Annotated in this window: 23 protein-coding genes; 15 read left to right on the top strand and 8 right to left on the bottom strand. The window is 66.1% G+C overall.

What is annotated here, in order from left to right:
• Positions 1-17 precede the first annotated feature (17 nt).
• The 3 genes from ACQKIE_RS17955 to xth form a co-directional block, all read right to left on the bottom strand.
• A complete protein-coding gene (locus tag ACQKIE_RS17955; RefSeq protein ID WP_427461682.1) occupies positions 18-875 on the bottom strand; it encodes an alpha/beta hydrolase in 858 nt (285 codons plus the stop codon).
• Positions 872-3034, bottom strand: coding sequence for an ATP-binding response regulator (locus ACQKIE_RS17950; protein WP_427461680.1), 2163 nt, complete (start codon positions 3032-3034; stop codon positions 872-874). Before ACQKIE_RS17950 ends, ACQKIE_RS17955 begins: the two co-directional genes overlap by 4 nt.
• Before the next feature lie 68 nt (positions 3035-3102).
• A complete protein-coding gene (xth, locus tag ACQKIE_RS17945) occupies positions 3103-4014 on the bottom strand; it encodes an exodeoxyribonuclease III (RefSeq protein WP_427461678.1) in 912 nt (303 codons plus the stop codon).
• 473 nt (positions 4015-4487) lie between these two features.
• Here xth and ACQKIE_RS17940 point away from each other — a divergent pair, with 473 nt between their 5' ends.
• Positions 4488-7514: a TonB-dependent receptor gene (locus ACQKIE_RS17940; RefSeq protein WP_427461676.1), complete on the top strand. Its 3027-nt coding sequence runs from the start codon at positions 4488-4490 to the stop codon at positions 7512-7514.
• A gap of 98 nt (positions 7515-7612) precedes the next feature.
• Here the strand turns inward: ACQKIE_RS17940 and ACQKIE_RS17935 are convergent, their stop codons facing one another.
• On the bottom strand, positions 7613-8008 hold the full coding sequence (locus ACQKIE_RS17935; RefSeq protein ID WP_427461674.1) for a hypothetical protein: 396 nt from the start codon (positions 8006-8008) through the stop codon (positions 7613-7615).
• A 144-nt stretch (positions 8009-8152) separates the two neighbouring features.
• Between ACQKIE_RS17935 and ACQKIE_RS17930 the strand changes: the two genes are divergently transcribed.
• Positions 8153-8929 (top strand): ferredoxin--NADP reductase, encoded by a 777-nt coding sequence (locus ACQKIE_RS17930; RefSeq protein WP_427461672.1) that lies wholly within the window; start codon positions 8153-8155, stop codon positions 8927-8929.
• A gap of 28 nt (positions 8930-8957) precedes the next feature.
• Here ACQKIE_RS17930 and ACQKIE_RS17925 read toward each other — a convergent pair whose 3' ends face one another.
• Positions 8958-9608, bottom strand: coding sequence for an RIO1 family regulatory kinase/ATPase (locus ACQKIE_RS17925; RefSeq protein WP_427461712.1), 651 nt, complete (start codon positions 9606-9608; stop codon positions 8958-8960).
• Between the two features lie 82 nt (positions 9609-9690).
• Here ACQKIE_RS17925 and ACQKIE_RS17920 point away from each other — a divergent pair, with 82 nt between their 5' ends.
• The 3 genes from ACQKIE_RS17920 to ACQKIE_RS17910 all read left to right on the top strand — a co-directional run bounded on the left by ACQKIE_RS17920 (position 9691) and on the right by ACQKIE_RS17910 (position 12790).
• Positions 9691-10458, top strand: coding sequence for a DUF3298 domain-containing protein (locus tag ACQKIE_RS17920; protein WP_427461670.1), 768 nt, complete (start codon positions 9691-9693; stop codon positions 10456-10458).
• Positions 10458-10940, top strand: a complete 483-nt coding sequence (locus ACQKIE_RS17915; protein WP_427461668.1) for a DUF456 domain-containing protein — start codon at positions 10458-10460, stop codon at positions 10938-10940. The genes ACQKIE_RS17920 and ACQKIE_RS17915 overlap by 1 nt, the downstream gene beginning before the upstream one ends.
• Before the next feature lie 71 nt (positions 10941-11011).
• Positions 11012-12790: a DUF885 domain-containing protein gene (locus ACQKIE_RS17910; protein WP_427461666.1), complete on the top strand. Its 1779-nt coding sequence runs from the start codon at positions 11012-11014 to the stop codon at positions 12788-12790.
• A 48-nt stretch (positions 12791-12838) separates the two neighbouring features.
• Here the strand turns inward: ACQKIE_RS17910 and trhA are convergent, their stop codons facing one another.
• Positions 12839-13504, bottom strand: a complete 666-nt coding sequence (trhA, locus tag ACQKIE_RS17905; protein ID WP_427461664.1) for a PAQR family membrane homeostasis protein TrhA — start codon at positions 13502-13504, stop codon at positions 12839-12841.
• 116 nt (positions 13505-13620) lie between these two features.
• Here trhA and ACQKIE_RS17900 point away from each other — a divergent pair, with 116 nt between their 5' ends.
• Positions 13621-14448, top strand: coding sequence for a universal stress protein (locus tag ACQKIE_RS17900; RefSeq protein ID WP_427461662.1), 828 nt, complete (start codon positions 13621-13623; stop codon positions 14446-14448).
• A 125-nt stretch (positions 14449-14573) separates the two neighbouring features.
• Positions 14574-15236, top strand: a complete 663-nt coding sequence (locus ACQKIE_RS17895; protein ID WP_427461660.1) for an energy transducer TonB — start codon at positions 14574-14576, stop codon at positions 15234-15236.
• 3 nt (positions 15237-15239) lie between these two features.
• Here ACQKIE_RS17895 and ACQKIE_RS17890 read toward each other — a convergent pair whose 3' ends face one another.
• Positions 15240-15572: a hypothetical protein gene (locus tag ACQKIE_RS17890; RefSeq protein ID WP_427461658.1), complete on the bottom strand. Its 333-nt coding sequence runs from the start codon at positions 15570-15572 to the stop codon at positions 15240-15242.
• A gap of 118 nt (positions 15573-15690) precedes the next feature.
• On the opposite strand from ACQKIE_RS17890, the gene ACQKIE_RS17885 reads away from it, so the two are divergent.
• From ACQKIE_RS17885 to ACQKIE_RS17870, 4 genes are read left to right on the top strand one after another with little or no spacing between them, the layout of a single operon-like run.
• On the top strand, positions 15691-16269 hold the full coding sequence (locus ACQKIE_RS17885) for a cysteine dioxygenase (protein ID WP_427461656.1): 579 nt from the start codon (positions 15691-15693) through the stop codon (positions 16267-16269).
• 46 nt (positions 16270-16315) lie between these two features.
• Positions 16316-17710, top strand: a complete 1395-nt coding sequence (locus tag ACQKIE_RS17880; protein ID WP_427461654.1) for an FAD/NAD(P)-binding protein — start codon at positions 16316-16318, stop codon at positions 17708-17710.
• 22 nt (positions 17711-17732) lie between these two features.
• Positions 17733-19154, top strand: a complete 1422-nt coding sequence (cls, locus tag ACQKIE_RS17875; protein WP_427461652.1) for a cardiolipin synthase — start codon at positions 17733-17735, stop codon at positions 19152-19154.
• An 11-nt stretch (positions 19155-19165) separates the two neighbouring features.
• Positions 19166-19924, top strand: a complete 759-nt coding sequence (locus tag ACQKIE_RS17870) for a prolyl oligopeptidase family serine peptidase (protein ID WP_427461650.1) — start codon at positions 19166-19168, stop codon at positions 19922-19924.
• A gap of 72 nt (positions 19925-19996) precedes the next feature.
• On the opposite strand, the gene ACQKIE_RS17865 is transcribed toward ACQKIE_RS17870, so the two are convergent.
• Positions 19997-20389: a hypothetical protein gene (locus ACQKIE_RS17865; protein ID WP_427461648.1), complete on the bottom strand. Its 393-nt coding sequence runs from the start codon at positions 20387-20389 to the stop codon at positions 19997-19999.
• Between the two features lie 419 nt (positions 20390-20808).
• Here ACQKIE_RS17865 and ACQKIE_RS17860 point away from each other — a divergent pair, with 419 nt between their 5' ends.
• The 4 genes from ACQKIE_RS17860 (at position 20809) to ACQKIE_RS17845 (ending at position 24320) form a co-directional block, all read left to right on the top strand.
• Positions 20809-22122, top strand: a complete 1314-nt coding sequence (locus ACQKIE_RS17860) for a carbohydrate porin (RefSeq protein ID WP_427461646.1) — start codon at positions 20809-20811, stop codon at positions 22120-22122.
• 138 nt (positions 22123-22260) lie between these two features.
• Positions 22261-22965 carry an HAD family hydrolase gene (locus ACQKIE_RS17855; RefSeq protein WP_427461644.1) on the top strand — a complete coding sequence of 235 codons (705 nt, stop codon included), beginning with the start codon at positions 22261-22263 and terminating at the stop codon, positions 22963-22965.
• A gap of 81 nt (positions 22966-23046) precedes the next feature.
• Complete coding sequence (locus ACQKIE_RS17850; protein WP_427461642.1) at positions 23047-23976, top strand: YihY/virulence factor BrkB family protein; 930 nt, start codon at positions 23047-23049, stop codon at positions 23974-23976.
• The gene (locus ACQKIE_RS17845; protein WP_427461640.1) at positions 23973-24320 is read left to right on the top strand and encodes a glycine zipper 2TM domain-containing protein; all 348 of its coding nucleotides are present in this window, start codon (positions 23973-23975) and stop codon (positions 24318-24320) included. The genes ACQKIE_RS17850 and ACQKIE_RS17845 overlap by 4 nt, the downstream gene beginning before the upstream one ends.
• Positions 24321-24323: the final 3 nt, after the last annotated feature.

Below are 24323 nucleotides of genomic sequence, written 5' to 3'. Positions count from 1 at the left end.
TCGAGCATGGTTGCCGGCTAGCGGGCGATGCCCATCGCGCGCAGGAAAGCGAGCGAGTCCGACAGCACGCGCGCCGCCGCAGGTGAGCGCTCCGGCGAGGCGAGTACGTGCGCGGCGTGGTCGTACGCGACCAGCCGGCGCTGCGACGGCGGCGTGCCCAACCAGCCGAAGGCCTCGCGCATCGCCGCCACCGAGGTCAGCGTGTCGTGGTCACCCTCGCCGCCGTCCCACACGCCGAAGAACACGGGACAGCGGACAGCCTGCAACCGCTCCGGACGCATCCACTCGAGGAACAGGCGGGCAATGGCCCGATACCCGTCCGAATGCACCACGGTCGACCAGTAGCGACGCTGGAACGTCGAACGCTCACCGGGTGGTACCACGGGCCCTTGCAACAGCAATGCGGCGCGCAGTTGCTCGGGATCGTGGACACGGATCCCGGGCGACCACGCCACTACCGCGACGATCGATTCGGGTCGACGCACCGCCAGGTCGAGGGCGAGGGACGCGCCCATCGACGTCGCCACGAGGATCACGCGTTCACCGAGCCGCAGGCCCATGTCCAGCGCTTCGTCCGCGTCGGCGCGCCAGCGCTCTGGAGAAATACCCGCCATGGCGTCGGGCGCTTCGCTGCCGTGGCCGGTAAGGCGATTGAGGAACAGGTGCGCGGAGCAGGCGGCGGCGATCGTCCTGTGAGCAGGCGCGCCTTCCGCCTGACTGGCGGTGAAGCCATGCAGGTAGACCACGGACAACGGCTGCCGCGTGTGCGGCGTGCCGTCGCGAAAAACGATGCGGGCTTCGTTGTCCGTCTTGATGTCCTGGATCGTCCGCTCCCGCCGGTCGATCGTCGCGGCGAGATCGTCGAGTTCCGTCACGCGCCCGCCGCCGCGCCGACCTGCTCGCGCTGGACCGCCACGAAACGATGCACCGAGCGGGTAAGCCCGTCGACCTCTGCCACCGCGGCGCGCATATCGCCCCCGGCCTCGACCATCACGGCGATGTCGTCGCACACGCGATCGCCGCCGGGCACGCCGAGGTTGCCGAGGACGTTGCGCAGCGCATGCACCGCTTCCGACGCCGCGGCGATGTCGTGGGAGAGGATGGCGCCGCGCAGGTTCTCCAGGTGGTTCGTCGCGCTGCGCGCGCAGAGGTCGACGAACTCGCCGAATTCTTCCCGGCTGCTCAGCGCCCGCATGTCGTCCAGCGGCGTGGAACCGTTCCGGGGCACGATGGGCTCGATGGCTGGCTGCCAGAGGCGCGCGGCGCGTTCGAGGCGCCGCTCCTCGGCCACCGCCTCGATGATGTCGAGCATGCGTTGCGCGGCAATCGGCTTGGTGAGGTAGGCGCGTGCTCCGGCCTTGAAAGCGATGCGGACGGCATCGTGGCTCGAGTCGGCGCTGAGCATGACGATCGGCGGCATGCTCGTCGTCCGACGCGCCGACTCGATCCGGCCGAGCACGTCCCAGCCGGAACTGCCGGGCATGTGCAAGTCCATGAAGATCAGGTCGAATGGCTCGCTCGCGAGGCGCGCCAATGCTTCGTCGCCGCCAGCGCTGAACACGGTGACGTGCCCGGCACGATCGAGGATGCGGCCCACGATCTCGCGATTGGCGGCATTGTCGTCCACGACGAGGCAGCGTTGCGTCGCGACACGGGACCGGTGTTCGTCCAGCAGTTCCGTGAGCGGGATGTCCGATGCGCTACGCGCGCCGGCTGCGGCGCGCGGCAACGGGAACCGCCACGTGAATATGGAGCCGCCCATCGGGTTGTCCGCCACCTCGAGACCGCCCCGCATCTGCTCGGACACGTTCCGCACGATGTAGAGACCAAGGCCCACGCCTTCCTGCCGCCGGCTTTCCCCGGCGCTGAGTTGATGGAAGGGATCGAAGATGCGTTGCTTGTCGCCATCGGCGATACCGATGCCGGTGTCGGTCACGGTGCAGACGATGGTCGGATCGCGACCGCCGATGCCCTCGACCAATTCCACGCGCACGTCGACCGACCCGCCCGGCGGCGTGAACTTCACCGCGTTCGAAGCGAGGTTCGAGAGCACCTGTTCGATGCGTCCGGGATCGCCGGTGAACACGCCCTCGACCGACGCGTCGCGCGAAAGGCCGAAGACGACGCGCTTTTCCGCGGCGAATGGACGACACACGGCACCTACCGTGGCCAGGACTTCGTCGAAGGCGAAAGCCTGGTGCCGCAGCGTGAAGCTGCCGCCGGCGAACGACGCGACATCGAGCACTGCGTTAACGCGGTGCAGGAGCGCGTTGGCATTCGTGGCGAGCAAGGTAACCAGTCCGCGCTGGTCGTCGGTCATTACCGAGGTATCGATCAGGGACGCCGAGTGGATCACCGTGCCCAGCGGCGTGCGCATCTCGTGGCTCATCATCGAGATGAAGCGATGCTGCGCCTCGCGCGAGGCGATCGCCTCGGCCGACACCTCGCGCAGCGCTTCCGTCATCCGGTACAGGGTCATGGGCAGCACGATGACCAGACCGAGGGCATACAGCGCGTAAGCGGGACGGGCGATCCAATAGCCGTCCGGCGCCGCGATCGCAAGGATGAGCACGGAAGCGACCACGCCGGCAGCGAAGGCCTTGCGGCTGTAACGCACGCCGAGGGCCACCGAGAGGAAGGGCAACACGGCCGTAAGGGTGATCACCAGCATGAAGGCCGTCTTCAGCAGGATCGCGACCATGACGAAGTTGGCCACGCTTCCGATCGCATCGACAGCGGTGTTCTGGCGCAACGATCCCGCCCGCACGCTGAGCATCCACACCGTGCTGAGGGCGAAGAGGCCAAGCGCGACTGGGACGGCGCGACGCGCCTCTACCGCCATGGCGGTGGGACCGTGCAACCAGGCGGCGGTCCAGACGACGATGAAGCCGAGGATCACCGTCCGCATGAGAGCGACGCGGTACTCGCGGAAGCTCGCGACGATGCGGTCGATGCGGGGATTGCGCAGCCGCGCGGCGACCTCGCCAAGCATCACCGGCTCGGCGCGCCTTCCGCTGCCGTCATCGATTTTCATACTGCCTGGTCCGGCTTCCCCAATAACGGCCTAGTCTATTAACTCTGCCGCCCGTGGCAACCCCAGGCTCAGGTGTCCTTGCGACGGCCCGGGCGTGCGGCTTTTCTGGCAGGCGCCTTCTTCGCCGCCGCCTTTTTCGCCGCGGTTTTCTTTACCGGGGTCTTCTTCGCCGGGATCTTCTTCGCCGGGGCCTTCTTCGCGGTGGCCGGCTCGGCCAGCTCCACCCACGTCGGGGCATGGTCGCTCGCCTTCGGCTGGTCGCGCACCCAGCGATCCACGTTGGCATCCTTCAGCCGGCTGGACAGGACCGGCGCCAGGAGCAGGTGGTCGATTCTCAGGCCGCGATCGCGGGGCCAATGCTGGCGGAAGTAATCCCAGAAGGTGTAGATGCGCTCACCGGGATGCCGCTCGCGCAGGGCGTCGGTCCAGCCCTGGGCGAGGAGCCGCGCATAAGCGTCGCGGCTCTCCGGCTGCAGCAGGGCGTCGCGGCGCCAGTGTTTGGGATCGTAGATGTCCTCATCGGTCGGCACGACGTTGTAGTCACCGGCGAGTACCACGGGCTGGCCCGAATCGAGCAGGGCCTGCGCGTGGCGCAGGAAGCGCTCGAACCACGCGAGCTTGTAGTCGAACTTGGGGCCTGGCCAGGGGTTGCCGTTGGGCAGGTAGATGCATCCGACGAGCACGCCATGTGCCACGGCCTCGAGGTAACGGCTCTGGGTGTCCTTCGCGTCCCCAGGCAGCCCGCGTCGACTCTCCACGGGATCCACGCCCTTGGCGAGTATGGCCACCCCGTTCCATGACGCCTGCCCCGCCCACAGTGCGCCGTAGCCCGCGTCGTTGATGGCGCCGATCGGGAATCCCTGGTCGACCGCCTTCAACTCCTGGAGGCAGGCGATGTCCGGCTCCTCTCTCTCGAGCCATTCGAGCAGGTTGGGGAGACGGGAACGAATGCCGTTGACGTTGTACGTGGCGATTTTCATCGCGCGACTCTCGGGCAGCGCAGGTAGAGACGCGGTGATGGAAAGGGCCGAGATTGGCACGAGATTTGCCTCGATCCAAATACACGCCGTCTTGACGCTTCCCACCGCCTTTCCGAGCTACCGGGCAATAATTTTTTGCGATCTGGCGAAAGCTTGATCATGCGCATTTTCGGCAAGCCGAACGTCGAGCGTAAGCATCGCACACACAAGTACTTAGACCATTCTGCGCTGCGTTGCAGCACCTCAAATCTCCAAGTTCCTTCGAGCACTCCGCGCTGTTCCGGCGGCTGGACAAGCCAGACGACCTGCTGTAAACCTTCTCTTAACTCCATTTGGATCGAGGCAAATGGATTGTTAGGCGACGGAGCGCGGGGAGGGGTCTTCGAGGGCTCCGTTGCGTTGCGCCGGGCAGGGGTGCCCGCGCTGCGTTCCCGCGTGATCGTCATTTCCAGGCATCACTTTTCGGGGATAGCATGAAGAAGCAGTTTCTCTCTCGCAGGAGCGCACTCGCACTGGCGGTCTGTACCTGCCTGAGCGGCGTTTCGAGCGTTTACGCACAGTCCACCACCGGCGCCATCAATGGTTCCGTTCCGGTGGCAGGTAACGAAACCATCGTGGTCGAGAGCGGCAACGGCTTCCGCCGCGAGGTGCAGGTCGACGCGCGCGGCCACTACGCCGTGTCGCAGCTGCCCCTTGGCACCTACTCGGTGACCCTGATGCGTGACGGTGCCGCCGTCGATTCGCGCAAGGGCGTCGCCCTGCGCGTCGGTGCGAGCACGGATGTCTCCTTCAACGCCGCGCCGGCCACGGCGGGCAACGCCGAGAGCCTGGAAGGCGTGACTGTGACGGGTACCGCGCTGCCGAGCATCGACGTCACCGCGGTCGACTCGCGCACCGTCATCACGTCGGAACAGCTCTCGCGCATTCCTCTCGGCCGCTCTGCCGAAGACATTGCCCGCCTCGCGCCGGGCGTGGTGAACAACGGCGGCGGCTTCACCAGCGACACCGGCCGCTCGGTCGCCAGCTTCGGTGGTGCCGCGGCGAACGAGAACGCCTATTACGTCAACGGCTTCAACACCACGGATCCGCTGAACGCCCTCGGCGGCCTGCAGCTTCCCTACGGTGCGATCGACCAGCAGGAGGTCTACACCGGCGGTTACAGCGCGCAGTACGGCCGTTCCGACGGCGGCGTGATCAGCCAGGTCGGCAAGCGCGGCAGCAACCAGTGGCACTTCGGTGCGCAGGTCCTTTGGGAGCCGGCTTTTGCCCGCGCCTCCGGTCCGAACCTGCACTACGCGAACACGCCGGAATCGGCACCGGCCGGCGACCTGTACCAGCCGAAGAGCCAGAACGACGAGTGGACGACCACGGTCAGCGCGTACGCCAGCGGCCCGCTCATCAAGGACAACCTGTTCTTCTTCCTGGGCGGTGAGTTCGAAAAGCAGGGCCAGCGTAACGTCAATTCAGTCGGCAGCGGCACGCCCGCATCGACGAACGACTATCGCAACCCGCGCTGGTACGGCAAGCTCGACTGGAACATCAACGACAGCAATATCCTCGAGCTGACCAGCGCCGGCGATAAGCGTGAAGGCTCGGGTACCCGCTACAGCTATGACTACGCGAATCTCTCGCGCACCGCACGCATCGGCGACGTCAACGACACCAAGACCGGCGGCGACCTCTGGGTGGCGAAGTACACGGGCTATATCACGGACAACCTGACCGTGAGCGCCATGTACGGCAAGATGTCGAGCAAGAACTACGACCAGGCAGCCGAGTACGACCCGAACCTCATCCGCGTCGACAATCCGGTGCGCCAGAACCCGGCGCTGAACGGCGGCCGCCCGATCCAGAACAATCAGGTAGCCGACATTAGCTCGCCGGGTCGCGGCAACAAGTCGACCAACTTCCGTTTCGACGTCGCGTACGTGCTGGGTGACCACACCATCTCGGTCGGTATCGACAATGTCCGTTCGCGTGTCGAGGACTTCGGTACGCAGAGTCCGGGCCCCGGCTACGTCTGGAGCTACGGCCATTCCGACGACCCGCTCGAAGCCATCGACAACACGCCGGGACGCAACTTCGTGCCGGCGCCGGGTCTCTTCCCGAACGGCGAGCAGGGCTACTTCGTCAGCAGGAACGTCGTCAACAATCTCGTCGACGTGCGCTCCGACCAGAAGGCCCAGTACATCGAAGACAAGTGGCAGATCAACGACCGCTTGCTGCTTTCGATCGGTCTGCGCAACGACCAGTTCACCGACTACAACCAGTTCGGCAAGCCGTTCATCGAGCAGACGCGTCCGCAGTGGGCCCCGCGCTTGGGCGCCTCGTGGGACGTCAACGGTGACGGCACCTTCAAGGTCTATGCCAACGCCGGTCGTTACTACCTCGGCCTGCCGCTCAATCCGGCCACGGGTGCCGCTGCCGGCTACACCGCCACGCAGCAGTACTTTACGTACTCGGGCATCAATCCGGTCGACGGCACGCCGACCGGCCTCACCCAGTTCAGCGGCGTGGTGTCCGGCAACAACTCCTACGGCATCCCGCCTGACCCGCGCACCGTGGCGGCGAAGGACCTCAAGTCCGAGAACCAGGACGAATTCATCCTGGGCTTCGACAAGACCTTCAACGAGAACTGGAACTACGGCGTCAAGTTGACTCAGCGCAAGCTCAATGCGGTCATCGACGATTTCTGCGATCTCGGCGTCGTCACCGATAAGGCCGAGGCGCTCGGCTACACGGTGGGCTCGACGAACAGCTGCTATCTCGTCAACGGCGGGCATTCGAACAAGTTCACCCTGATCGACCCTGCCGGCAATCCGTTCGTCGTGCCCCTCAGCCGCGAAGAAATGGGCATGCCGAAGACGAAGCGCCGTTACCTCAGCGCCGAGTTCTACGCCGAGCACCAGTTCGACGGTACCTGGTATGGCAAGTTCGACTATGTCTGGTCGCACTCTTACGGCAACACGGAAGGCCAGGCGCGCACCGATACGCGCCAGTCGGGTGCGGCGGGCAGCGTGGACTGGGACAACCACTACGTCATGGACTATGCCAACGGTCCGCTCGGCAACGATCACACGCATGTGTTCAAGGCCTACGGCTACTGGCAGTTCGCGCCTGAGTGGCAGCTCTCCGGCAACCTCCAGGCAATCTCCGGCGCGCCGGAAGTCTGCCTTGGCTATTGGGGTCCGGACCAGGAAGATCCGGCGCACTACGGCAGCTCGTACCACTGGTGCGACGGCCAGCCCTCGCCTCCCGGCGACAAGGGCCGCCTGCCGTGGACGTTCCAGCTGGACCTTGGCGTGACCTATCGGCCGGAATGGGCGGCATCGAGGCTGGCGTTCTCGGCAAACGTCTTCAACGTGCTCAACCAGCAGCGTCCGACGTTCCGCTATCCGACGCAGTACGAGAACCGCGGTTCCCCGCATCCGATCTACCGCGTCCCGCTGTACACCCAGGAGCCGCGCTACGCCCGTTTGGCGGTCAGCTACGACTTCTAAGGTCGCCTGAGACCAACGATATCCCTGTGTGACACTTGCGCCCCTCTACGGAAACCGGCTCCTCCCCTGCCGGTTTCCGTAGACCGGGCGCCCTTTTTTTATGTGCGCGCCTCGCCCGAGGCCGCCACGATCAACTCGATGTAGCCGAGCACTTCGGCCAGCGGGAGGTCGAAGATTCCTGCATCGCCGTTGTCGTAGGCCTGGCGCCAGACGCCATAGCCGTCGCGCCAGCTCTCGTCGTTGTCGGCCTTGCCATCGAGCTGAAGCAGGCTGTCGTCGAGGCTTCCTCGGGAGACGGCGGCATGGTGCATGGCGGGTTGCAGGCCGCCGGGTAGCCGGTGGTTACGCAGCTTCACGTCCAGGATCGAGACGTGGAAGACCTCGCCATCTTCGGGTTCGTTGTCGATCCGGCGGATGGCCACGCGTGAAGCCTCCTCACCGGGGCGGGTGCGATAGGTCCAGGTCTGGCCCACGGCGTAGTCCGGCTTGCTCACTGGCACTCTCCTTCCTGCGGACGGCCCCGCATCTTACGGCAGCCAGGGTCTCCGGGCGTCCCCAGGCGAGATGTCTTAAACTTGCACCCCATGAGCGCGCACCCACCGGTGCGGCGCGTACCGTCTTCGAGGTTCAAGCAAACCATGGTGGCACTGGCGACCGAGCACGTCATCGACGTGCACCACTGGAACGACAGCCTGTTCAGCTTCCGCACCACGCGCGATCCGGGCTTCCGGTTCGAGAGCGGGCATTTCGTGATGATCGGCCTGGAGGTCGACGGCAGGCCGCTGATGCGAGCCTATTCGATCGCCAGCGCGCATTACGAGGAGTACCTGGAATTCTTCAGCATCAAGGTGCAGGACGGCCCGCTCACGTCGCGGCTGCAGCACCTGAAGCCCGGCGATCCGATCATCGTGAGCCGCAAGCCTACCGGCACCCTGGTCCTCAACGACCTTAAGCCCGGCAAGCGTCTGTACCTGCTGGGCACCGGCACGGGCCTGGCGCCTTTCTTGTCGATCATCCGCGATCCGGACACGTACGAACGCTTCGACAAGGTGATCCTGGCGCACGGCGTCCGCCACGTGAACGACCTCGCCTACTCGGATTACATCGAGAACGAGCTGCCGAACCACGAATACCTGGGCGACCTGGTCCGCGAGAAGCTGGTCTACTACCCCACCGTTACGCGGGAGCCGTTCCGCAACCGGGGACGCATCACCGACGCCATCGCGGACGGTGAATTGGCGCGCGCCACGGGCCTTCCCCAGCTGAACCCGGCGGAGGACCGCGTGATGCTGTGCGGCAGCCCGTCGATGCTCGACGACATCTGCGTGCTGCTCGATGGGGAAGGCTTCCAAGCGTCGCCACGTACCCGCGAACCGGGCGACTACGTCATCGAACGCGCCTTCGTCGAAAAATAACCACCATCCGGGAGCATCCGACACGAGATCAGCGGCGGATACGGCCTTGGCCTTCGTTGTCCCAGTAGCCGAAGATGCGGCGGGCGATGAGTTTGTAGAGCCGTTTGCCGGTCGCGCGCCAGAGCCGGGAATGGGCCGCGGGCCGCGCCAGCATCGCGCGCTGCCTCGTACTGAGGCGGTCGGGCGCATACGTGCGTTTGTGCTTCAGCAGGTGGCGCAGGTCCTCGCGCGCCAGCAAGCGGAACAGCGGGCCGCGCTTTCCTCGGGTCCAGGCAATCTGGAAATCGACCAGACCCGGCGTGCCGTCCTCGCGGACCAGCCAGTTCGGCTCCTTGGCGAGATCGTTGTGCACGATGCCGTGGCGGTGCAGCACGGCCAGCAGGCGTAGCGCGGCGCGATAGTACGCGGCATCCAGGGGTTTGCCGACCTGCATCGGCTGGCCAGCCATGTAGCTCCGCTCGAGCACGCGCCCGTTCCATGCGAGGAGTCGCGGTACGCCATCCACGCCCGCCAGTCGTGAAAGCGCCCGCGCTTCTCGCGCGGCGGCACGCCGGGCGAACCAACGAGCCCACCAGCGAGCCGCGCCGATATCGCGCCGGATCAACGAGACTTCGCCGCGTTGCACGTGCTCGATGCGTCCGAGTTCGTCGGCCTTGAGCAGGGTGATGGATTCCGTCATCGCGTTTTGCACGCTCTTCCTTCTCTACATTGACACGCCGTCCCTAGGCTAAGATGCGAACTTCGCAGGGAGAGAACGCACGATGCTGCTGCGACACATCCTGTCGCTGGCCTTTGCCGTGGCCGGCCTGACCGCCTGCCGCGACGCCGACAACGCGAGCGGCGGCGAGTCGCCGCCGCCCGCGCGGGCCGGTGTCGGCAAGGATACCGAATCCGCAAAGGAAGGCCTCTACACCATGGAATTGAAGCTCCCGGACCTGCCGCCCGCGGCACAGGGACTGCGCGACACCATCGACCGCTACGTGGAAGGGCAGAAGCGCGATTTCCTGGCCAGCCTCGACACGCCCGGCGCCCGTGCCCGAGCGCGTGAAATCCCGTGGGACCTCAACCTGGACATCGCCGTCGCCTCGCGCACGGACCGCTTCATCAACGTGCAGGTCGACGGTTCCGCCTTCACGGGCGGCGCCCATCCGGCACCGATCGTCGACAGTTTCACCTTCGACCTGCAGGAAAAGCGGGTTGTTGGCATCGACGACTTGTTTGCGGACCCCCAGGCCGCCGAAAACGCCTTTGCCACCGAAGCGCGTCGGCAACTGCTCACCGCGCTGGACGACCAGGACGAGCCCCTGGTATCGAACAGCGAGCAGATCGACGAGGGCACGGCACCCGGGAAGGACCGCTTCCGCGTCTTTACACTGCTGACCGGTCCTGACGACAAAGTGCACGGCCTGACCCTCATCTTCCCGCCCTACCAGGTGGCCTCCTATGTCGCCGGTCCGCAGGCGGTCGACGTTCCCAGCGATGCCTTCGCCAGCTACCTGAAGCCGGAATACCGCGAGGCGTTCCGCTAATGGACCTGGTGCTCTACCTGCTGGCCGCGGCACTCATCGTCGGTGGCGTGGCCGGCGCGATCCTGCCCGTGCTCCCCGGCATCCCGATGATCTTCGGCGGTATCTGGCTGGCCGCCGCGGTGGACCAGTACCGTCACCTCGGTTGGGGCTGGCTGGTCGCGATCGGCATCGTCGGTGCCGTGGGCATCGCCCTGGATTTCGTCTCTGCGTCGCTCGGCGCGAAGCGGATTGGAGCCAGTCCGCGCGCCTTGTGGGGCGCGGGCGTCGGTACCGTCGTGGGCATGTTCTTCGGCATCCCCGGCCTCATCATCGGCCCCTTCGCCGGCGCGATGGTGGGCGAACTGTGGTCGGGCACCAGCGTGCTGCGTTCCGCGCACGTGGGCGTAGGCACATGGGTCGGCATGCTCGTGGGCATGCTGGCCAAGGTGGTGATCTCCTTCCTCATGATCGGCATGGCCGGGCTCGCCTTGCTTTTCAGCTGACCGCCATTCGGCACATTGGCGTGCCTCCACCGCAGCGGCTAGTCTCGGCTGACTTCAACGGGGAGATACGCATGTTCCGACGACTCACGCTCGCCGCCGCCGTCACCCTGGCGGTCGGTTGCCTGCACGCCGAGCCCGCCACGCAGCCGGCCTGGATCGCCCGCAGCAACGCCGACGCGCAGCCGCTGCTCGACGTCACCGCCCGCTTCAGCCCTGAATCCGCCACGGATATCGGATTGAAGGGCTTCGACGAGAAGACGATCGACCTCGGACCCGACGTGGACAAGCGCCAGCGCGACGCCCTCGTCAAGGTTCGCGACACCGTAAACAAGCGCCTCGCCGAAGAGAAAGACCCGAACGTGAAACAGGATCTTCAGATCCTGCTCAAGCAGATCGATGGCAGCATCAAGGGCATCGACCTCAACGACAAATACCTCCTGCCGTGGTTCGACGCGGGACAGATCGTCTTCAGCGGCGAGTTCTCCCTGCTCAATGCGGAAAGCAAGCCGGAGCAGAACAAGGCGGCGCTCGGCCGCCTGAAGTGCTACGTGGGCATGACGCCCGGCTGCACGCCACTGGTGGACCAGGCACGTGCCCGCACCACCGAGAAGCTCGGCGACAAGGCGTTGCTCGGGCCGGTGAAGGCCGACGTGGAGCAGAAGCTCGGCAATACGCAGCGCTACGTCGAGGGCATCCGCAAACTGTTCGCCGAGAAGAAGGTGGCGGGTAGCGACGAAGCGATGGCAAAGCTGGACCAGCAACTCAAGGATTACAACGCCTGGGTGAAGAAGACCGTGCTACCTCGTGCGCGCACGGATTTCCGCCTGCCCGAGCCGCTGTACGCCTATAACCTCGAGCAGGTCGGGCTCGACATCTCCCCGCGCGAACTGATCGACCGCGCGCAGTTGGAGTTCATGGAAACCACCTATGCGATGCAGATGCTCGCGCCCGTCGTGGCCAAGGCCGAAGGCCTGCCCGATGGCGACTATCGCGACGTGCTCAAGGCGCTGAAGAAGAAACAGTTGGCGAAGGACAAGGTCGAGCCCGCCTATCACGCCGTCATCGGCAAGATCGAGGACACGATTCGCAAGCAGCGCATCGTTGAATTGCCGAAGCGGCAGATGGCGATGCGGCTCGCATCGGAGGCCGAGAACGCACGCACGCCGGCCCCGCACATGGATCCGCCGCCGTTCGTCGGCAACACGGGCCAGCGCGGTACCTTTGTCCTGACGACGGGCAACCCGCCGGCGGACGGCGACAAGACGCAGATGTACGACGACTTCACTTTCGAGGCCGCCGCATGGACGCTCACCGCCCACGAAGGTCGCCCCGGCCACGAGTTGCAGTTCGCGGCGATGGTTGAACAAGGTGTGTCGCTTACCCGTAGCCTGTTCGCCTTCAACAGCGTGAACGTGGAAGGTTGGGCCCTCTACGCCGAAGCGGAGATGCTGCCGTACGAGCCGCCGGCCGGGCAGTTCATCGCCCTGCAGTTCCGCCTGCTGCGCGCCGCGCGCGCCTTCCTCGACCCGATGCTCAACCTCGGCATGGTGACGCGCGAACGCGCCCACGAGATCCTCGTGCACGACGTGGGCCTTTCGGAGCCGATGGCGCGCCAGGAACTCGACCGGTACACGCTGAACTCTCCCGGCCAGGCCACCGCGTACTTCTACGGATACACGCGCATCCTGCAATTGCGGGCGGAAACACAGACGCGGCTCGGCGATAGGTTCGACCGCAAGGCCTTCAACGATTTCCTGATCGCGCAGGGCTTGTTGCCACCCGACCTGCTGGCGGAAGCCGTGCGCACGCGGTTCATTCCGGCGCAGGAAAAGAAGCAGGAAAAGAAGTAAGACCGTTCGGTGGGAGCCGACAGGGTCGGCTCCCACCAAGCAAAACGATTAGCGTCCCGCCGCGCCCGGGATGACGTAAAGCAGCACCGCCAGGTAGTGCAGCACGCTGCCGGCCAGCACGAAGAAGTGCCAGATCGCGTGGTGGTACGGGAGCTTGCGCGCCATGTAGAACGGGACGCCGGCGGTATAGGCCACGCCGCCGCCGAACAGGAGCAGCAGGCCACCCGTCGGCACGTTGTCGCGCAGCGGCTCGATGGCGATCACCGCCACCCACCCCATCGCCACGTACATCGCGACGGCCGCCCTGCGGTAGCGCTTGAGCAGGCCCAGCTCCGCGGCGCTCCCGAGGAGCGCCAGCGTCCATATCGTGGCGAAGAGGCCCCAACCCCACGCGCCTGGCAACGCCAGCAGCGTGAACGGCGTATAGGTGCCGGCGATGAGCAGGAAGATGGCGATATGGTCGAGTGTGCGCAGGATGCGCTTGGGCATCTCGCCCGGCACGGAGTGGTAAAGCGTCGACGCCGTGTACAGCAGGATCAACGTCGTGCCGAACACGGAACTGGCGACCACCGCGCGCGCGCCGCCGTACATGGCTGAAAACGCCACCAATACCGCGAGGCCGGCGATGCTCAGGACGAGGCCGATGCCGTGGATCACGCTGCTGGCGACTTCCTCGGCCAGGGGGTACCGAGGCTGGGTGCTGTCGAAGGCCATGGCTGCTCCGTGGAAAGGACCGGTTGTCGAGCGTAGCCGAAGGTAGGCCGCCGCGGTGCACATCGACGGAACGTCCGCCCATTGACTGCGCCGTCCCCGCCGTTGTTCCATGGGCCATGCTTCTCGAACTGCTCGTGCACATCGCCCGACTCCCGCCCCAAGGCGCGGGCCTGCGCGCCGCGCTGGCCATGGCCGCTCGCCTGGGCGCGCGCCTCGATGCCCTGCACGTGGTGGACCTTCCCGCCGCCGCCTATACGGTGCCCGAGGCGGTGCCGATGCAACTGGACGCGGTACGCCAGCGGGCCAGCGACGCCAGGGCGGTAGCCGGCGACTGGGCCGCCCTGCTCGCCTCGCGCAGCCTCGAAGGCAAGTGGCGCGTCGGGAACGGCGACACCGTCTCGCTGCTGGCGCATGCGTCGGCCGGTTACGACCTCATCGTGATGGAGCGTTCGTCGACCATGCGCGGCGATGCACCGGTGGGTTTCGGCGTGGTGTCGCGAACGGTCTTCGCTTCCAGCCGAGGGGTGCTCGTCGTGCCCGAAGCGGCGCCCGTGGAAACACTGGGCGAGCATGTGCTGGTGGCGTGGAGCGGCAGTCGCGAATCCGCCCTCGCCGTACGCTCGTCGCTGCCCCTCTTGCGCAAGGCGAGCCGGGTGACCGTCATCGACGGCAGCCGCGACGAGGACGTCGGCACCTGCGCCCTCCCCGACACCGATATCTGCGGCTGGCTGGATTCGCACGGCGTCAAGGCGGATGTACGCCGCCTTGACGAAAAGGCCTTCGCCTCGCCCGGACCCGCCCTGCTCGACATCGCGCATACCGAGCATGCCGACCTGATCGTCATGGGCGCATGGGGTCGCTCGCGCCTCTCCGAGATGGTGCTCGGCGGCACCACGCGCTTCCTCTTCATGCAGTCCGACGTGCCGATGCTCGTCGCGCATTGAACGTGGTTGCGTACACGAGCCAACCCGCCCTAATCTGAGATCGGACCCGAACACGATCCCCGCCGGCCCCCACCGGCCGTGTTCCCGACCGCGCATCACCTTCCCCACGTTGCAGGAGGTGGCTCATGTCGTTCGCTCGTCCGCAATCCGCTACCGGAGTCCATCCGGATACCGTCCGTATCGTCGCCATGAGCGCGGCGATCGCCCTCAACACCGCCGCCCTCGTCGCCGTCATGCGACCGGTGGTCGCCACCCTCGCGTTCTCGCCGCCCGAGCCTCCGGCCTTGCGGCTGATCGATCATCCGGCGGAACCGAGGATCGTCGCGCCACCGCCCATCGACCTCAAGCCGCTGCCGGTGAAACCGAAGACGCTTCCCGTCCAGCGTGCGAAACCCGTCGACGTTCCGCCGCCCGTCGCACCCTCGGTGCCGACCGACGAGGGCACCGCGCCGATTGCCCCACCGCAACCCATGGATGTCGCACCGCCGGCCACGCCCGCGGCGCCGGTTGAGGCGCACCTGGCTTATGTGTCCGCGCCAGCCCCTGCCTATCCGCGCGCGGCGATTGCCGCCCACATGGAAGGGACGGTGACACTACGCGTGCTGGTCGACGAAGCAGGTAGACCGCTGGATGTGGTGGTGGAGAACAGCAGCGGCCATGCCCTGCTGGACAAGGCCGCACGTGACCAGGTCCTCGCGAAATGGCGCTTCCAGCCGGCAACGGCGGGTGGACGACCCGTGCGCGCCTGGGCGCGCATCCCGGTCAGCTTCGACCTGAGGAAAACCTAAGCCTCAGCGCGGCATCACCACGACGTCCGGCTTGCGTGTGGCCCGTGCGATGGCCCACACGATCAGGGCAAGGAGGCCCACCGGGACGAGGACGGGCAGCAAGGCCAGCGCCACGATGGGGGCCACTGCCAGCATCGCCACGGCGCCGATCGCGGCAGCCAGGAGGCCGCCGATGAGGCTGAACACACCGCCGATGATGCCGAAAACCAGCTTCAGCACGACGCCGACGACGGCGAAGGCGAGCCAGCAACCGACGGCAAGGACGACGAGCGAGGTGAGGAAGAACATGGCGGGATTCTCCGTGGTCGGGACGACCGCCCCGGGGGTGGCGGTCACGTGTTCGATGCCCTTACGCGTGAAAGGGTTTAAGGCCTTCCCGAAAGACAGGGGTTACGACCGTTTAACGACCCGCGTGGTCCACTCCCCGCCAGTCGATTCAGGTAGCAGCCCTCCCATGGGTAAGCGTTCTTCCATCATCAGGACCTTGCGAGACATAGCGTTCGACCTGTCGGACGTGGCGCATCCGGACCTCGCCTCCATGGGGCGGGAGATCGGGAGCGTCCTGCATGGCCGCAGCGCGGAACTGGCGCAGACGCTGGGGCCCTTGCGCGAGCGCCGGCGCGGGTTCGAGCGTTGGATCCTGGCCGAGCGTTCGCGTCCGCCTGTCAGCGTCCTGGTCCTGGCCTGGCCCCCCGGCTACGCCACCCCGGTCCACGACCACGGCGGGCTCTGGGGCCTCGAAGCCACGATGACCGGCGCGCTGGAAGTGGAGTCGTTCGACAAGGACGACACCGACCGTTCGCTCCGCAGCATCGGCCGGACGTGGCTGGGGCCGGGCGACGCCACCTGGTTCGAAGCCACCGACAACCATGCCCACCGCTGCCGCAATTTGTCGCGGCATGACACGGCGCTCACGCTTCACGTGTACGGTGGCGATCTGGCACAGTACCTCGCGTATGAGCAGCCCGGTCCTTCGGGACACTGGATCGCACGACCGAGGCAATCGATCATCGCGGGACGCCTGACGGCCTGACGGTCTCACGGCCCTCCACCCCACCCATCGGGCGAAGGACCAAAGCATGTTTCATAAAGTCGCCATCATCGGCGGTGGCGCGGCAGCGGCGACGCTGGCAAGCGAGTTGCTGGAACGGCGCACGCGGCATCCGCTACACCTCGACTGGTATACCGGCGGTCCCGGCGCGGGTCGCGGCGTCGCGTACGGAACGCCTTCGCAGCGGCACCTGCTCAACGTGCGTGCCGCCTCGATGGGTATGTTCGTCAGCAAGCCCGGCGGATTCCTCGAGTACGCCCAATCGCTCGACCCCTCCGTCAAGGGTTCCGACTTCCTCCCGCGCCGCATGTACGGCGATTTCCTCCAGTCCCGGGTGGAACAGGCGGTGAAGAATGCCGGCTCGTTCGGACACGACGTGAATGTCGTTCCGTTCGCCGCCGAGTCGATCATGCCGTCCGAGGATGGCCTCGTCATCGGCTTCGGCGACGAGTCCTCGCGCGCGGACGCCGCGGTACTGGCCATCGGTTCGCTGCCGCCGCGGCCCCTGCCGGGCGTGGAGGATGCCGCCATCGCCAGCGGGCGATACGTGACCGACCCCTGGCCATTCCTCGTCTCCGCGGAACCGCACGAGCGTCCCTTGCGCGTGCTGGTGATCGGCCTGGGGCTCACCGCGGTCGATGTCCTGCTGGAGCTGTCCGCGCGCTGGCCGAATGCGCGCTTCGACGCCTTGTCCCGGCACGGCAAGTTGCCCGAGCCGCACCTCGCCGCCGCATCGGCGCCGCACGACGACGGCGGCGAACTGATCGAATCGATGCGCGACGACCCGAATCTGCGTGCCTGGATGCGCCGGCTGCGCGACGCCACGGCCACGGCCGAGGACTGGCGCACGGTGGTCGACGGCATGCGTCCGCATACGCAGTCCTTGTGGCGCGACCTCCCGGCGCGCGAACGTGCGCGCTTCCTGCGCCACGCTCGCTGGGCGTGGGAGCGCGCCCGGCACCGCATGCCTCCACAGGTGGCTGCACAGATCGCGCGACTGGAGGCGGAAGGACGTTTCGCGCGTTCACGCGGACGCATGCGCTCCGTCCGGCTGTCGCTCGAAGGCTCGCTGGACGTCGTGCACTCGCTGCCGGGCGGCGGCGAATCCACCGACGCCTATGACCTCGTGATCCAGACGGTAGGTCTGAACACCGACACGCAACGCACCGAGCACCGGCTCGTGCGCCAGTTGGTCATCGACGGCATCGCCAAGCCGGACGCGCTCGGCATGGGCTTCGCCGCCGTGCCGGACGGCCACCTGCTCGATGCGAACGGCAAGCCGCGGCCGAACCTGTTCGCCATCGGCAGCCTGTTGCGCGGCGCGCTGTGGGAGTCCACGGCGATTCCGGAGATCCGCAAGCAGGCCCAGGGCGTGGCGGACATGCTACTGGCGGAAGAAAGCCGGCGGGTCGCCGCAAGGTAACCCGCGTGGAGGCCGGGCGCGCATGATCGCCAGCCTGGTCGCCATCGCGGCGCTCTGCCTCCATGTGGCCGGCGTGTTCGCGGCCATGCATGCGGTGATGCACACGCGCACGGCGCAAGGTGCCTTCGCCTGGGTACTGGGACTCGTCCTGCTCCCCTACGTGACCCTGGTGCCCTACCTGTTCCTTGGCGCCAGCCACTTCGGCGGCTACGTCGACCTCCACCGGCAAAGACAGGCCCGCTTTTTCATCCTGCACGAGGAGGCGCTCCATCACGGACGGCTTGGCCTGCTGGCGCATTCCACGCCCGTGCAGGACCGGCGCTACGACGCGATCGGGAGGATGTTGCAGACGGCCATGCATGGCGGCAACGCCCTGCTCCTCCACGTGGATGGGGAAGCCGCGTTCGCGGCGATGTTCGGCGCCATCGCGCGCGCCGAGCGCTACGTGCTCGTCCAGTTCTTCATCATCCACGACGACGAACTGGGACGGCGGCTACGCGATGCACTGCTGGAGCGCGCCGCGGTTGGCGTGGCCGTCTGCCTCCTCTACGACAGCATCGGTAGCCATGCGCTCGACGACGGCTACGTGACTCGCCTCCGCGCGGGCGGCGTGCAGGTCCGGCGCTTCGCCACGCGACGCTGGCGCAATCGCTTCCAGCTGAACTTTCGCAACCATCGCAAGGTGCTCGTGGTGGACGGGGTGCGCGGATTCGTCGGCGGATTGAACGCAGGCGACGAATACCTCGGCAAGATGCCCCCGCTGGCGCCTTGGCGCGATACGCACATGCAGATCGAAGGGCCCGCTGTCGCGGACTTGCAACGCGTGTTCGCGGAAGACTGGTATTGGGTCACCGGCGACCGCCCGCCGTCGTCGCCACCGCCCGAACGATGCGGCCGCGCGGCCACGATGATCGTCGCCACCGGGCCGGCGGATCGCCAGGAAAGCTGCTCGCTTTTCTTTACCCAGGCGATCCAGGCGGCGACGAAACGCGTATGGATCACCACGCCCTACTTCGTTCCCGACCAGGCCGTCTTCGGCGCGTTACGGCTCGCGGTGTTCCGGGGCGTCGACGTGCGCATCCTCATCCCGTGTCGTCCGGACCATCGCACCGTCTTCATGGCGTCCACGCTCTACGCGCACGAAGCCACGCTCGCCGGCATCCGGATCTTCCGCTACCGGCATGGATTCCTGCACCAGAAGGTCATGCTGATCGATGACGACACCGCGGTCGTCGGCAGCATGAATCTCGACAACCGCAGCTTCCGACTCAACTTCGAGATTGCCGCGCTGAACGTCGATGAAGGCTTCGCCGCATCCGTGGAAGCCATGCTGGAAACAGACTTCGCCAACGGTGACGAAGTGAACCCGAACGACTATCGCCGCCTGCCCTACTTCCGTCGCGTGGCGTTGCACGTCGCCCGGCTTTTCGATCCCATCCTGTGAGGAAACCCGCGATGCTCCGTGCCCTTGCCATGCTCACCATCGTCGTTGCCGGCGCTGCGTCCGCCGATCCCGCGCGCTTCGTCGAGCGCAGTGTCGACGTCCAGGGCAAGACGTATCGTTACCAGGTGTTCGTGCCGGCGAAGACGGTCGAACATCCCGCCGTGGTGTTGTTCCTGCACGGCAGCGGCGAACGCGGTAGCGACAACCAAAAGCAGATGACGCAGGGCCTGCCGCCCTGGCTGAAGCAGCACATGGATTTCCCTGCCGTCGTGGTGATTCCCCAGGCTCCCGACGACACGGAGTGGACGGATCCCGCCGATGCGGCCATGGCCATGGCCGCGCTCGAAAAGAGCGTGAAGGAATTCCATGGCGACCGCCGCCACCTCTACCTCACCGGCCTGTCGATGGGCGGCTACGGCTCCTGGCAGCTGGCGGTGGACCACCCCAAGACGTTCGCTGCAGCGGCGATTATCTGCGGAGGCGTGGTGTCCGACGACGACGATCGCAACAGGCTGTATGTCCATGGCGTGCCCAAGGGCGATGACCCGTTTGCCCGGGTGGCGGACAAGGTGGCCCTGCCGGTCTGGATCTTCCACGGCGGCGACGACAACGTCGTTCCGACCGAGCAATCGCGCCGGATGAACGCCGAACTGGTCAAGCGGGGAAAGGAGGTGAAGTACACCGAGTTTCCGGGCGTCGGCCACGGATCCTGGGAAAAGGCGTATGCAACGCCTGACCTGTGGGCCTGGATGTTCAGCCACAAGCGCTGAGCGCAGCCCTCCTATCCCGGGGGTAGCGCGCGCTCCTACCCCTTAAGAGGTACTTGGAAACCGCTGGCGGTGCTACGGATTGCGCAAGCCGGCGAAGAGCTTCTTCAAGCCGCCCGAAAACATCGCCCAGCCGATGCACACGCCGGCCAGCGCGCCCACGAACTCGAAGAACACCCGGAGGCCGATCGCGTCCGGGTCGTGCACGGCCGCGAGTTTCAGCTTCAGCAGGGTCAGCGACTGCAAGGGCGCCATGTTGAAGTAGAAGAGGTCCCACAGGTCCTGGCCGGCCGAGAGCACCACGGCGAAAACATAAGCCAGCGCGAGCTCCTTGCCGTGGCTCCAGCCATTGCCCTTGCCGAAGGCGCGCAGCAGCGCGTAAGCGAGGATACCCACGACCAGCGCGATGGCCCCCGTCTCCAGGGCGCCCACGATGCCGTAGCCCATCCAACTGCGATCGTATGGCATGCGAAAACTCGTAAGGGCCGGATGCGCATTATGCCCGTGTGACGGGCGCTCTGGGAGCAGGTATCCCACGCGACGACTGATGGGCTAGTCCTGGAGCGATGTGCAGCGACGATAGTCGCGACAAGCGCTTTCAATCAACGCCGACGCAAGTTCGGCAAAGTTGTCCTGCTTTTCACGCGCGTTGAACACGTTCGCACGTGAAGTGCGAGCTTTCTCATGAGACGCCGAATCGCATACGCCGCGCCGCCTGAACATCGACGAAAAGCAAAGTCGATGCGGCCGCATTTCGCCTGTATTAGTCCAACAAATAGTCACTATGATGCTGCGGTTGTGCGCACCGAAAACTTGCTGCGTCGCAACTGATGGAATCAAAAACGCATTACTAAAAAACATAAACACCGTCTTCAGGGAGAAGATTCATGCGCAAACAAGTCAACAAGCGCCCGCTAGCAGGAGCCGTCTTCGCATTCCTTGCCCTCGGTGCAAGCGTGGCACACGCGGACGACGCCGCAGGCAGCAAATACCTGTTCGGCGACTGGAACGGCACACGCACGCGGCTCGCCGACGAGGGCATCACCTTCGACTTCGGCTACGGCTTCGAAGCGGCACATAATTATTCGGGCGGCGATCGCCGCATCACGCGCTACACCGATCAATGGAAGCTCGGAACCGCCTTCGATCTCGACAAGTTATGGGGATGGCGGGGAGCCACCTTCAAACTCATCGTCACCGATAGAAACGGCCGCGACATCGGCGCCGATGCGCACATCGGCAACAACCAGCTCATCCAGGAAGTCTATGGTCGCGGGCAGACCTGGCACCTGACGATGTTCGCGCTGGAACAGAAGTTCTTCGACGACCGGCTCACCTGGAAGCTCGGCCGCCTTCCCGTCGGCGAAGACAGCGGCACGTTCTCATGCGACTTCATGAACCTGAGCTTCTGTGGAGCCCAGCCTGGCAACATCGTCGGCGACTATTGGGTCAACTGGCCCACCAGCATGTGGGCCACCGTGGTGAAGTTCAACACGACGAAGGACACGTTCGTGCAGATCGCCGCGTACCAGGTGAACCCGAAGTACGTCGACGATTCCTATGCACGCCATCACGGTCTCGAGCCGGACTTCCCGAGCGGCACGACCGGCGCGCTCATTCCGCTGGAGTTTGGTTGGAAGCCGACGCTCAACGGCCTTCCCGGGTCGTATCGCGCGGGCGTCTGGTACAACACGTCCAAGGGTGACGATCTCTACCTCAACCAGGATCGCCAGCCGCTGGCGACGGCGGGTGGCGAGCCCTTGCAACGCAGTTCGCGCAAGGGCGCGTGGATCACGTTTCAGCAGCAGGTGACGGGCGAAGCCGGCGGCAAGGGCGCCACGGTGTTCCTGAACATTACGTCAGCCGATCACGAGACCTCGGCGACGAACAACCAGATCGCGCTGGGCATGGAATACAAGGGCATCTTCGACCGTCCGAACGACTTCGTGGGCGCGGCGATCGCCGGCACGCACGCTAGCGGTTATGCGGCGAAGAACCAGCGACTGTTCAACGCCACGCACCCGGGCCAGGAAGGCATCGTGAACGATGGCTATGAAAAAGTGGCCGAGGTGTTCTACAGCTGGTCGCCCATTCCATCGATCGCGATCCGTCCGAACCTGCAGTACATCAAGGACCCGGGCGGCAGCAAGCAGAACGACGACGCGTTCGTGCTTGGCCTGAAGACCAGCATCGCGTTCTGACCGTCGGCTTCGTGTGGGAGCCGCTCCAGCGGCGATAGCCAGATCGCGGCGAGCACCATCGCCGACAGGGTCGGCTCCCACCGAGGTCCGCCACCAGGCACTGGTATCCTATCCCGCTGCGGATACCGGACACCCCTCATGATCGACCTTGTCGGCTTCGACGGCGACGACACGCTCTGGCGCAGCCAGGAGTTCTACGACCAGGCCCAGGAGGCGTTCGAAGCCATCCTCGCCCGTTACGTGGACCTTGGTGCCGAGGGCCTGCGACAGGCCCTGCTCGCGACCGAGCGCGGCAACATCGCCCTCTTCGGCTATGGCGCGAAGGGCATGGCGCTCTCGATGATCGAATCGGCTATCGAACTGACAGACGGCCGGATCGAGGCACGCGACATCCATCGCATCGTTCGCCTCGGCAAGGACGTCCTCGCGCACCCCGTGGAACTCCTGCCGGGTATCCGTGAGGCGGTGACAGCCGTGGCGGCGAACCACCGTGTCGTGCTGATCACCAAGGGCGATCTGTTCCACCAGGAATACAAAGTTGCCCGCAGTGGGCTCGCCGACGTCTTCCATCGCATCGAGATCGTCTCGGAGAAGGATCCGGCCGCTTACGCGCGGCTGTTCGCCGAGTTCGAGGTCACTCCGGACCGCTTCGCCATGGTCGGCAATTCGCTGAAGTCGGATATCGCACCCGTGGTGGAGTTGGGCGGATGGGGCGTGTACATGCCCTACCACAGCACCTGGGCACACGAACTCGTCAGCGACTTCGCGATGGGCGACCGCGTGGTCGAAGTGGCCGGCGCGGAGGGCGTGCCGGCGGCGATCGCGCGGATGCACGCGGCCTGAGTCGACGTTTCTTTCGCATGGTGCCCGCGAAGCTGGCACGGTACGCATCCTGGAGACGCCGTCGTGCATTCAAGGTTGGCCATGGCCTGGCGCGTGGTGAAGACCACGGCGAAAGGCTTCAGCGACGACGAGCTGATGACGCGGGCCGCGGCGCTCGCCTTCTACTCGGCGCTTTCCTTCGCGCCCTTGCTGGTGCTCCTGCTCTGGGTAGTGGCCTCCCTGCGCGCGGAATGGCAGGCCCAGCTGGTGGACAGCCTCAACGGCCTCGTCGGACCTCGCGCCTCGGACGCCGTGCGCCTGGTCATCGAGAACGCCAGGCAGCGCCCTAGCGTAGGCAGCATGGCCGGCGTGATCGGCCTCGGCGTCACCCTCATCGGCGCCTCGGCCGTCTTCGCCCAGCTACAGGGCGCGCTGAACCGGGTCTGGAGCCTGCAACCGCGCCCCGGGTCGACCAAGGGCGCGATCCTCGGCTGGCTACGGGCCCGCATGCACGCCCTCGGACTGCTGCTCTCCCTCGCTTTCCTCCTGGTCATTTCCTTCTCCGCCAGCGCGCTGATCGCCGTGTTCGTGCGCGGTGGCACCACGGGGTGGCAGGTCCTCGAGATCGCTATCTCCCTGTGCGTGTTCGTCCTGATCTTCGGGGCCATCTACAAGGTCTTGCCCGATGCCATCATCGAATGGCGGGACGCGATGATCGGCGCCACGCTCACCGCCCTGCTCTTCGCGGTCGGCAAGTTCGCGATCGCCGTCTACCTCGACCGCAGCAATGTGGGCGGCCCGTATGGGCCCGCGGGGGGCGTGGTGGTGCTGCTCGTCTGGGTCTACTACTCCGCGCTGATCCTCTTGCTGGGCGCCGAACTCACCGAAGCGGTGGCGGAGGCCCGGGGAACGCCGATTAAACCGCGGCCGTACGCGATGTCGACACGCCCCGCCGTGGAGCCCCGGATTGACCCGTCCGTCACGAGGCCGGAGGTATCCCTGAAGGCCAACGAGAAGGAGGACCCGACATGAAGAGCCAACTGCTCGCCGTCGCCGCGATCGCACTCGCCAGCACGGCCGCCATCAGCACACCGCCTGCCCAGGCACAGTCCCGGCGCACGCAGCACCAGGTCTGCGAGGACGTCGAAACCAAGCAGATCAACTCCAAGGACGACCATCGCCTGATCGGCACGGGCGTGGGCGCCGTCGCGGGCGGCCTGATCGGCAACCAGGTCGGCGGCGGCAAGGGCAAGACCCTCGCCACCGTGGCGGGCGCCGTGGGTGGCGGCTACGCGGGCAACCGCATCCAGAAGAACCACCAGGACAAGAACGCCAGCTACGGCACGGAACGCCGCTGCCACTGGGTGAACGACTGAGCC

Origin of the sequence: Luteibacter sp. NPDC031894, from assembly GCF_050273135.1 — a bacterium.
GTDB lineage: Bacteria > Pseudomonadota > Gammaproteobacteria > Xanthomonadales > Rhodanobacteraceae > Luteibacter.
This window is presented reverse-complemented; position numbering and strand designations above follow the sequence as displayed.